The following is a 13,573-nucleotide window of genomic DNA, read 5'->3' as shown; positions in this document are numbered from 1 at the left end:
TTTAACTAATACGTACGGAAAAAAGCAGGTGATTCCTTGGACACATTTATCTTTCTATTCATCATTTTGGTGGCCTCCATACTCCAAACTAGCACAGGGTTTGGTTTTTCAATTTTGGCCACCCCCTTTCTCCTTTTGATATTTAAACCAACTGAAGCAATTCAAATTAATATAATCTTATCTCTAGTTATTTCTTGTGCTTTGATTACTAAGGTTCGAAAGGATATTGATTTTGGAATTTTAAAAAGGTTTATGCTTGGTAGTGTTGCTGGTCTACCACTTGGGATTATGATCTTTCTACTAGTAGATCTAACTAAATTGAAGGTAGGAATAAGTCTTACTATCCTGGCATTAACAATTATGTTAATGCTTAAGTTTCATATCAATCAGTCTAAGAGCAAGGATATGGTTGTTGGTGGACTGTCAGGTTCTCTTACAAGTAGTATAGGTATGCCTGGACCTCCTTTATTGCTTTATTTTTCAGGAACAGATACACCAAAAGAAAAGTTACGAGGTACCACCCTAGCCTTCTATTTATATATCTATTTTATGAGTTTGATCATCCAAATTATTTTTGCGGGCACAACTAAAACCATCTGGATTTCAAGCGGTGTTGCTTTACCACTTGTATTCTTAGGCTTGTATGTGGGTCAACTTTTATTTAAAAGGATTAACCAGAATCTCTTTCGGAAATTTACATATTTGATCTTATTGTTTACAGGGGTTTACATGCTTATTGAAAGTTGGAGATTATAATCGGGTACACATGCCTGTCTTCTTGGAAGTTATTAATTACTACAGTGCAAAGAAGTCTTTAACAGGCAAACTTTAAGAGGGTAGATGATCCTCATCACAATCAAAACAAATTAAATTACCTTCTGTGTCTTTAAAACCATTTAAAAATCCTTCTAAGCAGAAAACATCCTTCCCGCATTTTGTGCAGCTCCCAACTAGTTCCTTAATTCAGCATCACCTTCCATCTTAAAAAGCAAACTTAGTAGTTAGTAAGATTGTCTGTAAATTATATTGCTTTTTTAAATTATATGGAAGAGTTTGATAAAAAATTCTGCCCACCACTAGTGAACACACGTTTGAAAACAAATACGATTAGTTATGATAGATGGTATATACAGTATTCGTTAAAGAAATATATGATATTATGAAAAATAAAGTTCCATTTAATGAAGAACGTTATAGTGATAAGTTATCCAAGCTTCCTAGGTAAGCGAAGAAATTGGATGAAAAGGTGGAATTGCATTGTTCAAGGATCTAAAGATTGATGAATTACTGCATAGTCAGGATAAAAGCAAGTTTTCCTTAATTGATGTCCGATCACCTTCTGAGTATCAAGAGATGACGATACCAGGTAGCTTTAATATTCCGTTGTTTGATGATATAGAAAGAGCAGAAGTTGGAACGCTTTATAAGCGAGTGAGTGTTCAGTCAGCAAAGGATCGAGGTTTGGAAATAGTTGCTGCTAAACTACCAGAATTTATTAAGCAATTTAACCAAATTGAAGGGGACAAGGTGGTTTTTTGTTGGCGCGGAGGAATGCGAAGTAAAACAACAGCAACTGTACTCGACTTAATGGGAATCAAAACTTTCCGCTTGCAAGGTGGAGTTCGTTCTTATCGCCATTGGGTTATTCAAACACTAGAGAAAGTGGAAATTAAGCCTAAAGCATACGTCTTAAATGGTGGAACAGGTACAGGGAAGACCGCCATTCTAAAGCGTCTCGAAAAAGAGGGATATCCGACTCTTGATTTGGAAGGCTTGGCCAATCATAGGGGATCGATCTTTGGTCAAATTGGTTTAGTTTCACAAAACCAGAAAACGTTTGAAGCCCTTCTTGTTCAGGATATCGAGCGGTTGCATTCTTCGCCATTTATTTTATTAGAGGCTGAAAGTAAGCGAATAGGAAAACTGTTGATTCCAGATTTTGTGATGGAGAAAAAGGCGTATGGAACTCATATTTTCATTGAGATGCCTATGGAGGAGAGAGTGCGTCATATTCTAGAGGAGTATCGTCCATGGGACCACCATGAGGAATGTGTAAATGCCTTCTGTAAAATCAAGAAGCACATCCATACACCAATTGCCGCACAGATTGAAGCTGACTTGAAATCATGTAATTACGACTCAGCCGTACTCTTGTTACTGGAATTTTATTATGATCCAAGGTACGTACACACAACAAAACAGTATTCAGAAAACCAAAGAATAACAATACAAGCGAACGATGTCGATGAAGCGGTCGAAGCAGTTGGGCGGCTCCTCAAGAGTGCCTTCACTCTATCTTAAAAAATAGAGTAAAACTAAACGTATCTAACAGGACTATTTTATTAGGTATAAACTATTTTTTGGTAATTACAGTTATGCTTTTGGGTATAAAATCCTGTGAATTTAAGACAAGTTAGGAAAATAGTGATATATTTATACGGAAATACTTTAATTTGATAAATTACTAAAGAGGAGGTGTTTGAAAATGTCCCCATCAAGAATATTAAAGTGGGTTACTGGTGCTCTCGAAGCAATTTTAGGTATTCCTGTTTTAGGTGCTGCAATTATTATAGGTCTTTTATGGATACCATTAGGCATTATGTTAGTACTACATATTATCACTTTAGTTCTTACTAAAAAGAGTGGTGGAGCATCAACTGGAAGTGTCTTAGGAATTATAACTTCCTGTGTAGCGTGGATTCCATTTGTAGGAATGATTATGCATATACTGTCAGCTATTTTTCTTATGATTGATGCTTCAAAACCGGATAATAATTTAAAGGGTAGTAAAGTTGATATTGCATAATAATTAAAAAAAAGAAGGATTATTCCTAATCGGATTAATCCTTCTTTTTTTTAAAAATATGAAATTGAATTAAACGATTAATAAGTTTCATGAAAGAAATCTAAGCAACTTTCGCTTCAGACTCTTCAAGTTTAAGTTTACGGTATTTAATAATTTGGCTTACGTACCATAAAACAACAATGGCTGTTAAGCAGAACCCAATACCATTTGAGACTGAATAGGGAAGGTTCAGCCCTTCAGGCGCGTAGAAAATATACGTGCAAACGACACCTGTCATAAAGATCGCGGGGACTCCACAAATCCAATGGAATTTATGATGTTTTAATAAATACACCGTTCCTGTCCATAGCATAACAGAAGCAACAACTTGGTTTGTCCAACCTACATATCTCCATAAAAAAGTATAGTCAATCGTTGCAAGGTAAAGTGCAGGTACTGAAACGAGAAGTGTAACGAATAATACTTTTACTTTAGTATCAATCCTATAAACCTTTGTAATAATTTCACTTAGGATCATTCTTGAGGAACGAAGTGCGGTATCACCCGTTGTGATAGGCAAAATGATGACTCCTAAAATTGCAAGGATACCTCCAAAAGTACCTAACAGTGATGTTGAGATTTCGTTTACAACTCCTGATGGACCTCCAGCAGCAAGTGCTTCTCCTAAACCAACTGTGCCGTTGAAAAAGGCCATTCCAGCTGCAGCCCAAATTAGTGCAATAACACCTTCAATAACCATCGCGCCGTAAAAAATCTTACGTCCATCAGATTCCTTTTTCATTGTACATGCAACGATTGGACTCTGTGTACAGTGAAAACCAGAGATTGCACCACATGATATTGTGACCATAAGTAGTGGCCAAACGGGTAAATCAGCAGGGTGAAGGTTCTCAAATGTAAGGTTTGGAATTTGTTTATCACTAAATAATAAAGCAACTGCAATTGCGACAGCCATAAAAAGCAAGATTGCTCCGAGTAAAGGGTAAATCCTGCCGATAATTTGATTAATAGGCAAAACAGTAGCTAAGACAAAATAACCGAAGATAATTAGTAATGCTACTGTGAAGCTAAGTGGAGTAATTTGTGCAATAAGCTGTGCAGGTCCTGCAGTAAAAGCTGCAGCAACTAAAATCATTAATATAAGAGAAAACACATTAATAAATGCTTTAATATGCTTTCCTAAATAACGACCAACAATAGAAGGAAATTGAGCACCGTTATGTCGTAAGGACAACATACCTGAAAAATAGTCATGAACTCCACCTGCAAAAATACAGCCAATGACGATCCAAACAAAAGCAACCGGTCCATACAATGCTCCCGCAACCGCACCATATATTGGTCCTAGCCCAGCAATATTTAATAATTGAATTAAGTTTCCCTTCCACCAGCTCATTGGGACAAAATCGAAATTATCGGTTTTTGTATAAGCTGGGGTTGTAGTATTGTCATCAATGACAAAAACACGCTCAACGAACTTTGAATAAACTACGTACCCTAGAACTAGTAAAATGAGTGCAGCAAAAAATGTTAGCATATTGTTTTCCCCCTTTGGAGTGACTCTCGATTATGAAATATTCTAACACTTATTGTAATAAATACAACACATTTTCAGAAAAAATATAACATTCTGTTAAATAAAACGCCTGCATTTTAATTTTTTTGAAATATTATCTAGAACTGGAAGGTAGGTTCAATTGAGCAATAAAAAAATAATAAAAAAACTAGCTGGAATTTCAGCTAGCTTCAATATAGCTCTTACGCGGTGAAACATAAGTATTCAAACCCTAGTAGAAGACTTGAATTGAGTTAATAGAGCTGTCGATAAAGAGAGTTTTTTGTCGAATCGTCGATAAAATGAATATTTCGAAGATAAAACACCTCCATAGTAAAAAAATACAATCCTTGACGGGGAATTCCGCATATAACGATGTATATTCTTAGAAATCACGACTAAATTGAAAAAAAGATCATAATTGTAGCGTGTGCGAGGTGGTTTCCGGTGACTTATATATATCTTAATACTAATTTTCTCATAAAGTACTGCAGAAATGGAATTCGAGGGATATGTAAAACGCTTGGGTCATAAATATACCCAAGCGTTGATGTGTGAGCTATTTTCTAATTGTGAAGCCAGCCTGCATAAGCAGTGCTTACATTTAGGAATTGTCCTCTTTATTACTGCTGGTGGACTTTGATTCATCTTCTCTTTTAACGCCTTTACTTGTGTAAGGTTTGGCACTTTTTGCTCTGTTGGCAGCAACTTTCCATCGGGTCCAACCCTTTTTGCCTGTGCCTCTACCTGTTCCGCCTTTACCCTTAGCTTTACTCAAATAATCACTCCATTATAAGATATGGCTGTCATTACAAAGAATTGATGGAGAACCCACAATTAAACTCGCACTGACAGGCACTTATTTTATTCACTCTTACTATTTTGCCTCTTTTTATTTTCTTTACCATTCTTTTGGCTCATAATTCAATTCTGAGAAAAGTTGATTTTTTTCTTTCTTTGATAGATCTCTCCATTGTCCAACCGGAAGATTGTTCAATTGAATATTCATGATTCGTGTTCGCTGTAGTCGATACACTTCGTATCCTAGCTCTGCACACATTCGGCGAATTTGTCGATTCAATCCTTGTGTTAAGATAATTTTGAAATCAAATTTTGAAAGCTGTTCGACTTCACAGGGCAGTGTTTTGGTATCTAAGATTTTTACTCCTTCTGACATTTGCTTTAGAAAAGCGGGAGTAATGGGCTTGTCTACTGATACAGTATACTCTTTTTCATGCTTGTTTTCAGGACGAAGTATTTCATTTACAATATCTCCGTCATTTGTAAGGAGGATTAAGCCCTCTGATTCTTTATCAAGTCGACCAATATGACTAACTCTCAAGGGATGATTAACAAGATCAATAATGTTTCCCTTCACACCTTTTTCAGAAGTACTAGTAATGCCCACTGGCTTATTCAAGGCGATGTAGACATGATTTCTTGCCATTCTGATTTGATCTCCACTTACTCGAACATCATCTCCTGGCTCAACTTGGCTACCCACCGTCGCAATCTTCCCGTTAATTGTGACTCTTCTATCTTTAATTAACTGATCTGCTCCGCGTCTAGAGGCTTTTCCAGATTCGCTAATAAATTTATTAATACGCAGGTTAACCACGTCCTTATATTGAAATTTTCAAGTAACCATAAAGCAAATCTTCATATCAAACTAACCTTAAGTGGCAATTGGTTGATCGTCTACTCTTAAGCATACAATATTTTAATAGAGGGTTGCAATATCACGGAAAATTGTGATTTTAGATAGAATTTATTAAAAGTAAAATTGTGAGGGAAAAACTAAGTTTTAAAAGTTAAAGGGAGAGGATTTAAAATGAAAAAACCGGACCCAAGTTCTGGAATCCGACTTCTATTATGATTTTGACCCCAAGCCATTCATCATAAAATGAATTGTTTCATTAACATACTCTTCTTCATCGAGCGATTGATCATTCAAGATAATAATTCTCGTTACAATTGTGCTAACAATTGTAGAAATCGTGAGTCTAATAATTGTCTCTTCAGGGATATCCTTTAATTCGCCCTTTTCCTTAAAGTAGGTGACTACGCTCTTAAAGAGAGGAAATATATTCTCCTGGAAAATTTCTATATAGGCTGCTTTAAATTCTGGCTGAAAAGCGATTTCTTGAACTAGTATTTTAAGTAATTGAACATGACTCCGTGCGAATTTCAGTCTATTTTCAATTAATTTTCTTAAAAAGTCACTGTAGCTTGCGTATTCTTTCTCAAAAACGTCTCGTTTAAAGTCTTTTAAAAGAAAAGGAGCAACCATTTTGGATAGAAGGGGGGTAACGACTGCTGCTAATAATTCCTTCTTCGTCTTGTAGTGGCGAAAAATCGTTCCTTCTGCAACTCCAGCTCTTTTGGCAATTTCATTTGTAGAGGTAGCAGCAAAGCCTTTTTCAGCAAAAACCTCAATTGCGCTTTCTAGTATCTTTCTTTGCTTATCCGTTAGTTTAGATTGCTCATTTTCGGGCAATAGTTGCTTTAACAAGTCGTCATTGCTCAACGATTGTCAACTCCTTCGTACCTACTAGCCCTATTATATCCTTCTATGCTTTCTTAGCGCTACAATATTGAGTAACATAAAGAGAAGGGAAAATCCCAAAAGTACGAATATATCATTACTTATTGATCCCCAGCCCGCACCTCTAAGCATAATATCTTTTAAGGCGTTGGCTCCGTACGTTAATGGCAAAAAGTAGCTTACTATCTTTAAACTCGGATGCAAAGCGTCTAGAGAAAATAGCCCTGATAGAAAAATCTGTGGAACAATGACAATCGGAATAAATTGGACGACCTGTAGCTCGTTATGAGCAAAAGTAGATAACAAAATACCAAGCGTTAACGCCACCATAGCTAATAAGAGAGTTACGAGCAACACATATCCAATCGAACCAACCATCCACATATCTAGAATCTCAATGGAAAACCATGAAATAATTGATGCTTGAATGGATGTGAAAAATCCAAACCCAATAATGTAGCCCAGAACAATTTCAGAGCGTTTTAAAGGAGTAGACAGCATTCTTTCCAATGTTCCTTTTGACCTTTCACGAAGAAATGATACACCTGCGATCAAGAATACGAAAAAGAAAATAAATACACCAATTAGAACTGGGCCCATATAGTCAAACGACTCAAGCGTTTCAGAGCCATGAAGATAATCAAATGATGGTTCCAGCTTTTCTGCTTGTTGTGTATCCGCATCGAATGACTCTTGTAAGACCACCATGACCGCTCTGTTGGCAGTAGGATCACTTCCTTCTAAACGAACAGATAGCTTTTGATCTTTTAAGTCGATGAGGGCATCGTACTCACCTTTTGAAAGAGCTTGTTCTGCTTCATGAAGCCTTAAAATAGAAATACTACTTTCAGACTCTTGCAGCAAAGTTAAAATGGGATCAGGTACATTATCTGTTAAAGCAATCTTAGGCTCGTAATCAGATCCGTTAAACACTAGTGACATCATAAAGAGTACAAACATCGGTGCAAAGATCATTAAGGCCATTGTTCTTTTGTCACGAAAGAATTGGCGCATGATTCGAACGACTATGGCTTTTATTCTCATTTCTTCACACCTCCATAATGGATGAAGACTTCTTCAATGTTCTCAGCGTGAATATTCTTTTTTAATTCTTTTGGAGTACCTAATGCAATCAGATCTCCATCGCGTATCATTCCAAGTCGGTGACATTTTTCTGCCTCATCCATTACGTGAGTTGTTACGATGACAGTCGTACCTGCTTTGCTAAGTCGCTCAAGTTCCATCCAAATGGACTGTCTTAGAACAGGATCGATACCCACTGTAGGTTCATCTAAAATGATGATCTTCGGTTCATGTAGGAGAGAAATCGCCAGCGAAAGTCTTCGCTTCATCCCACCCGAATACTCTCCAACTTTTTGTTTTAACTCTTTTTCAAGATTCACGAGCCGCATAACAGAGGTGATTCGCTCTTTTTTCTTCGTTCCCTTCAATCCGTATATTGCTGCAAAAAAATTAAGATTTTCAAGTGCTGTTAATTCCTCATACAAAGCATCAGATTGTGTCATATATCCAATCTCTTTCATCACAGCTAGACTTGGCATTTTTCCTCCAAAAATAGTTACAGAACCAGTGCTAGCTTCATCAATTCCAGCGATACATTTTACCAAAGTCGTCTTACCCGCTCCGGACGGACCCAATAGACCGAAGATTTCTGATTGAGAAATTTGCAAGGAGATATTCCTTAAAACGGTCTTTGTACCAAAGGATTTTGAAACATCGTTAATGACAACTTTGGTGCCCATCTATTCACCTCTTTAAGTTAGTGAGTGATCACTCACTTTTATATTATAATTTATGCGAGTTATTGTAAAGTGAGTACTCACTCATTTAATTTTTAAAAATTTTTTCAAGTTTCGTTTATGGGCGTCGAGGTATAGCTTAGAATAATGGTAGAGGTATGTATTTGAAAATGTGGAGTGATAGGATTATTTTTTCATGTGTTACAAGGTGTTTTCATCATTAGGTTGATACAGATAGATTTCAAGTCGAATACAATTCTGGCCTACAAACTCAATTCCCTCACTTTCAAGTGACATTTTTTGAACAAGAAATAATTCTTCATCTCTAAAGCCAATTTCACCCTTTGAATTGATGACTCTATGCCAAGGGAGTCGATACTTTTCACTCGTTGAGTGGAGGATACGAACGACTTGTCTAGCTGCCCTTGGACTACCTGCTAGTCTAGCGATTTGACCGTATGTCATCACTTTCCCAGATGGGATCTTTTGAATGATTTTAATCACTTTTTCGGTAAAGGGTGTCATTCTGATTTCCTCCTATGTTAATTACTCCATTCATTATTATAAACAACGACTACATCTACGGCAAAAAACTTCCATATAATTGAGCGCACCTCAATTGTCCTGTAAAATGAACAGATAACCAATAAAACGAAAAAGGTGTTCAAATGCAAAAGTTCATTATCATTGGTGCAGGTATTCTCGGTGCGTCAACTGCTTATCACCTTGCAAAAGCAGGTGCACACGTTACATTGGTTGATCGCAAGGACCTTGGACAGGCCACAGACGCTGCAGCGGGAATCGTGTGCCCATGGCTTTCACAACGACGAAACAAGGCATGGTATCAGCTCGTCAAGGCTGGAGCCAGATACTATCCTGAATTAATAGAGAAATTGAAAGAAGACGGTGAAACCGAAACAGGCTATAGCCGAGTCGGAGCACTTAGTCTTCATATAGATGAAAATAAGCTGGAAAAAATGGCAGAACGTGCTCGGAAACGCCGAGAGGATGCACCTGAAATTGGAGATATCACAATTTTATCACCTTCTGAAACTAAGAAGCTATTCCCACCGCTCTCGGAGGAATACGGTTCAGTTCATGTAAGTGGAGGAGCGCGTGTAAATGGCAGAGCGTTACGTAATGCTTTAGTTCGTTCTGCGATTAAGAAAGGGGCTATTTTTCTTCAAGGTGATGCTCAACTAGTTCATAAAGGCAACAGAGTGATTGGAATTCAACTGAAGAATGAAACTTTAATCGCTGATCAAGTAATCGTAACAGGAGGCGTTTGGACAAAAGATCTTTTAAAGCCTCTAGGTGTGAATTTTTTAGTCTCATCACAAAAGGCACAAATCGTTCACCTAGAAATACAGAATACAGATACAAGCGAGTGGCCTGTCGTGATGCCGCCTAATGATCAGTACATTCTTGCTTTTGAAGACGGACGAGTTGTTGTGGGAGCGACACATGAAGATGAAGCAGGGCTGGATTACCGTGTGACAGCTGGCGGTATCAATGAGGTGATGGGGAAGGCATTGGGAGTTGCTCCTGGTTTAACGAATAGCACAATGATCGAAACAAGAGTGGGCTTTCGACCGTTTACACCAGGGTTTTTACCTGTAATAGGTGCTGTGCCCAACTATAAAGGACTTTTGCTTGCGAATGGGTTAGGAGCTTCTGGTTTAACCAGTGGTCCTTTTCTTGGCTCTGAACTTGCGAAGCTAGCACTAAATAAGGATACTGAGCTTGATCTAAGTAGCTATGATTTAGCGGGGGCTATTGAGATGGAGGACGAGAAATGACACCAGATCGCATCCATATTCCCTTACCGGTCGAATATTTTCACCTCCCAACCCTTGAATTAGCTGAAAAGCTACTCGGTTGTTTGTTAATAAATGAAACAGAGGAAGGTATTTCATCAGGATATATCGTGGAAACAGAGGCGTATATGGGTCCTGCTGATCGTGCCGCTCACAGTTACGGAAACCGAAGAACAAAACGAACAGAAATCATGTTTGGAGAAGCTGGCTATGTATATACCTATTCGATGCATACACATTGTCTGGTCAATGTGGTTAGTGGTGTAATAGATAATCCTGAAGCCATTCTTATACGAGCTGTTGAACCCTTTTCAGGGATTGATTTGATGAATAAAAGAAGACCTGTTAGTGATCCTAAGAATCTTACAAATGGACCAGGTAAACTAACGAAAGCATTAGGGATTACTAAGGAGGATTACGGCCGCCCTTTTTTTCAGCCACCACTTTTTATAGCAGAAGGGTATAAGCCAATGGAGATTTCTCGTGGGAAAAGAATTGGGATTGACAACTCTGGGGAAGCAAAGGATTATCCATGGAGATTTTGGGTTACGGGGAATCGGTTTGTTTCGAGATAGATATTCAGGATGATGAGTCGAGGGACTGGAAGCAATAGTTCGGAAAGGGCTTAAATTGATCGATATATCGAATTCATATATATGAAGTAGGAAATCACTCATGTCCCTGCTTCTTTACTTCTGCATTAAATAAGTCGTTTTTTGACTAACTTTAGCATCCAGTAGTTGAAGAGGAACCGACGGTTGAAGAAGAAGTAGTAAAACCAGTTGTTGAAAAAGAAGAGCAAGAAGTAAAAGTTGTAGTCACTGAAGATAAAAAGAAATCCAACAATCAACTTCTTAGACACTGCAACATCATCATTTAATTACTTAACAATTGGTAGCTTACTACTTTTATTCGGTATTTCTGCATTTGTCATTCACCGAAAAAGATTGAAGTCAAATCAAAGTTTTTAAGAGAAGCTAGGAGCAGAAGCCAATATTGGTATTCTGCTACTATTTATTTTTACAGATATCATCCCAACCTACATGAACACATTACAAAGCTAGACATCATTACAACTCGTAAACTATACTTTTTTTATACAAAGGTAAATTTCTGTTAGCGAAAGGGGCGGATACCATGAGTGAACCAAACGATAAGTATACACTCGAATATGCACAAACCTTAGATCAAAAAGACGAACTTGCATCCTATCGAAACGAATTTTATATAAAGGAAGGTAGCATCTACCTCGACGGAAACTCATTAGGTCTTCTTTCAAAAAGATCTGAGCAAGCCATTCTTAACATAGTAGAATCCTGGAAGCACCTTGGAATTGACGGGTGGACAGATGGAGAGCATCCATGGTTCTATTTATCTGAATCGTTAGGTGAGCAGTTGGCGGCTTTGGTAGGAGCAGAACCCAATGAAGTAATTGCAACCGGTTCCACCACCTCGAATCTACATCAGTTAGTATCCACTTTTTATGAACCTACTGGTAAAAAACAAAAATTCTTGCGGATGACATTACGTTCCCAACAGATATCTATGCTTTGCAAAGTCAACTAAAGCTTAAAGGGTATGACCCGGAGGAACACCTTGTAAAAGTGGTGAGCACAGACGGTCATACGTTAAGAGAAGAGGATATTATTGAGGCGATGACTGAGGAAATCGCAATCATTGTTTTATCTGGAGTTCTCTATAGAAGCGGCCAAGTCCTAGATATGGAAAGATTAACGAAAGAGGCGCATAAACGCAATATACTAATCGGCTTTGATCTTTGTCATTCTGTCGGGTCAGTTCCTCATAAATTAAGTGAATGGGGTGTGGACTTTGCTTTTTGGTGTACCTATAAGCATTTAAACGGTGGACCTGGAGCGGTCGGTGCACTCTATGTAAATCAACGTCATTTTGGGAAATCACCAGGACTTGCAGGCTGGTTTAGCTCCAACAAGGCTAATCAATTTGATATGGAGCATGAGTTAATTGCAGCAGACCATGCGGGGGCTTACCAGGTAGGAACGCCACATATATTAAGTGTTGCGCCATTAATTGGTTCACTTACACTATTTAATGAAATAGGCATCGAGAAAATCCGGGAAAAATCATTACAACTTACAAGCTATATGATCGAACTTATCAACCATGAGCTAAAGGATTATGGGTTCACATTCTGTAATCCGCTCAATGATCAACAGCGTGGTGGTCATATATTCTTAGAGCACCCCGAAGCAGCAAGAATCTGTAAAGCACTTAAAGAACAAGGAATCACACCAGACTTTCGTTCACCAAGTGGAATTCGATTAGCTCCAGTTGCGTTGTATAACTCATTTGAAGATGTCTGGAAAACGATTCAAAAGCTAAGAACAATCATGAAAGAAGAACAATATAAAAAATTTGAAAATAAACGTGGAGTTGTCGCATAAAACATGAAAACGACCAATAAAGATAACTGGATTGATATTTCCCAACCATTAAACTCAACGGTTGGTCATTGGCCAGGAGATACTCCATTCTCCTATGAAGTTGCTTTCTCAAAAGAGCAAACAGGATCAGTCAATATCGGAAAAATAACGACGAGTTTGCATACAGGTACCCATATTGATGCCCCTTTTCATTTTATAGATAACGGTCCCAAGGTTCTAGATTTAGACATCAATCTGTTTATTGGACCAGCTAGAGTGATAGATGTTTCCCAATATGAAAAAATTGATCGTGAAAGTTTAAGTAACTTTGATTTAGAAGGTGTCACTCGTCTTTTGTTACGAACAGCACTTCCTAATAATGCTGAGGTGTTTCCTGATAAAATCCCTCATCTAACTGCAGACAGTGCAAGCTTTTTGCACGAAAAAGGAATTCGCTTAATAGGAATAGATGCTCCCTCTGTTGATCCGCTTGATAGTAAAGACATGGAAACGCACCATGCACTCTTTTTGCATGGAATAAATATACTTGAAAATATTATGTTGGACTCTGTAACACCAGGTGATTATGAACTAATCGCACTCCCACTACCTATTCAAGAGGCAGATGGGAGCCCTGTTCGCGCCGTGATAAAACCAATATAAACAAGAACGAAACATCAAGGAGGGT

General features: G+C 37.8%; 14 protein-coding genes and 1 pseudogene. 8 read left to right on the top strand and 7 right to left on the bottom strand.

The window, feature by feature from the left end; translation table 11 throughout:
• The first annotated feature begins 36 nt into the window (after positions 1–36).
• The 3 genes from ACFFIX_RS16115 to ACFFIX_RS16105 all read left to right on the top strand — a co-directional run bounded on the left by ACFFIX_RS16115 (position 37) and on the right by ACFFIX_RS16105 (position 2,806).
• The gene (locus ACFFIX_RS16115) at positions 37–756 is read left to right on the top strand and encodes a sulfite exporter TauE/SafE family protein (RefSeq protein WP_378935748.1); all 720 of its coding nucleotides are present in this window, start codon (positions 37–39) and stop codon (positions 754–756) included.
• A gap of 501 nt (positions 757–1,257) precedes the next feature.
• Complete coding sequence (mnmH, locus tag ACFFIX_RS16110; protein WP_378935746.1) at positions 1,258–2,301, top strand: tRNA 2-selenouridine(34) synthase MnmH; 1,044 nt, start codon at positions 1,258–1,260, stop codon at positions 2,299–2,301.
• A 184-nt stretch (positions 2,302–2,485) separates the two neighbouring features.
• On the top strand, positions 2,486–2,806 hold the full coding sequence (locus ACFFIX_RS16105; protein WP_378935744.1) for a hypothetical protein: 321 nt from the start codon (positions 2,486–2,488) through the stop codon (positions 2,804–2,806).
• A 100-nt stretch (positions 2,807–2,906) separates the two neighbouring features.
• On the opposite strand, the gene ACFFIX_RS16100 is transcribed toward ACFFIX_RS16105, so the two are convergent.
• From ACFFIX_RS16100 to ACFFIX_RS16070, 7 genes are all read right to left on the bottom strand, one after another.
• Complete coding sequence (locus ACFFIX_RS16100; RefSeq protein ID WP_378935742.1) at positions 2,907–4,343, bottom strand: carbon starvation CstA family protein; 1,437 nt, start codon at positions 4,341–4,343, stop codon at positions 2,907–2,909.
• Positions 4,344–4,965: 622 nt separating this feature from the next.
• Complete coding sequence (locus tag ACFFIX_RS16095; protein ID WP_378935740.1) at positions 4,966–5,139, bottom strand: DUF3934 family protein; 174 nt, start codon at positions 5,137–5,139, stop codon at positions 4,966–4,968.
• Between the two features lie 123 nt (positions 5,140–5,262).
• Complete coding sequence (locus ACFFIX_RS16090; protein ID WP_378935738.1) at positions 5,263–5,979, bottom strand: pseudouridine synthase; 717 nt, start codon at positions 5,977–5,979, stop codon at positions 5,263–5,265.
• Positions 5,980–6,231: 252 nt separating this feature from the next.
• Positions 6,232–6,888: a TetR/AcrR family transcriptional regulator gene (locus tag ACFFIX_RS16085; protein WP_378935736.1), complete on the bottom strand. Its 657-nt coding sequence runs from the start codon at positions 6,886–6,888 to the stop codon at positions 6,232–6,234.
• A 33-nt stretch (positions 6,889–6,921) separates the two neighbouring features.
• Positions 6,922–7,950, bottom strand: coding sequence for an ABC transporter permease (locus ACFFIX_RS16080; RefSeq protein WP_378935734.1), 1,029 nt, complete (start codon positions 7,948–7,950; stop codon positions 6,922–6,924).
• Positions 7,947–8,669: an ABC transporter ATP-binding protein gene (locus tag ACFFIX_RS16075; RefSeq protein ID WP_378935732.1), complete on the bottom strand. Its 723-nt coding sequence runs from the start codon at positions 8,667–8,669 to the stop codon at positions 7,947–7,949. The genes ACFFIX_RS16080 and ACFFIX_RS16075 overlap by 4 nt, the downstream gene beginning before the upstream one ends.
• Before the next feature lie 198 nt (positions 8,670–8,867).
• Positions 8,868–9,191 (bottom strand): MGMT family protein, encoded by a 324-nt coding sequence (locus tag ACFFIX_RS16070; RefSeq protein WP_378935730.1) that lies wholly within the window; start codon positions 9,189–9,191, stop codon positions 8,868–8,870.
• A 143-nt stretch (positions 9,192–9,334) separates the two neighbouring features.
• On the opposite strand from ACFFIX_RS16070, the gene ACFFIX_RS16065 reads away from it, so the two are divergent.
• The 5 genes and pseudogenes from ACFFIX_RS16065 (at position 9,335) to kynB (ending at position 13,548) form a co-directional block, all read left to right on the top strand.
• A complete protein-coding gene (locus tag ACFFIX_RS16065) occupies positions 9,335–10,465 on the top strand; it encodes an NAD(P)/FAD-dependent oxidoreductase (protein ID WP_378935728.1) in 1,131 nt (376 codons plus the stop codon).
• Complete coding sequence (locus ACFFIX_RS16060) at positions 10,462–11,058, top strand: DNA-3-methyladenine glycosylase (RefSeq protein WP_378935726.1); 597 nt, start codon at positions 10,462–10,464, stop codon at positions 11,056–11,058. The genes ACFFIX_RS16065 and ACFFIX_RS16060 overlap by 4 nt, the downstream gene beginning before the upstream one ends.
• Positions 11,059–11,304: 246 nt before the next feature.
• Positions 11,305–11,454: an LPxTATN C-terminal sorting signal domain gene (locus ACFFIX_RS28005; protein ID WP_512700171.1), complete on the top strand. Its 150-nt coding sequence runs from the start codon at positions 11,305–11,307 to the stop codon at positions 11,452–11,454.
• A gap of 166 nt (positions 11,455–11,620) precedes the next feature.
• Positions 11,621–12,906 (top strand): annotated as a pseudogene (gene kynU, locus ACFFIX_RS16055) (kynureninase).
• Between the two features lie 3 nt (positions 12,907–12,909).
• On the top strand, positions 12,910–13,548 hold the full coding sequence (gene kynB / locus ACFFIX_RS16050; RefSeq protein WP_378935724.1) for an arylformamidase: 639 nt from the start codon (positions 12,910–12,912) through the stop codon (positions 13,546–13,548).
• Positions 13,549–13,573 lie beyond the last annotated feature (25 nt).

Origin of the sequence: Metabacillus herbersteinensis (assembly GCF_042433335.1) — a bacterium.
Classification (GTDB): domain Bacteria; phylum Bacillota; class Bacilli; order Bacillales; family Bacillaceae; genus Metabacillus; species Metabacillus herbersteinensis.
This window is presented reverse-complemented; position numbering and strand designations above follow the sequence as displayed.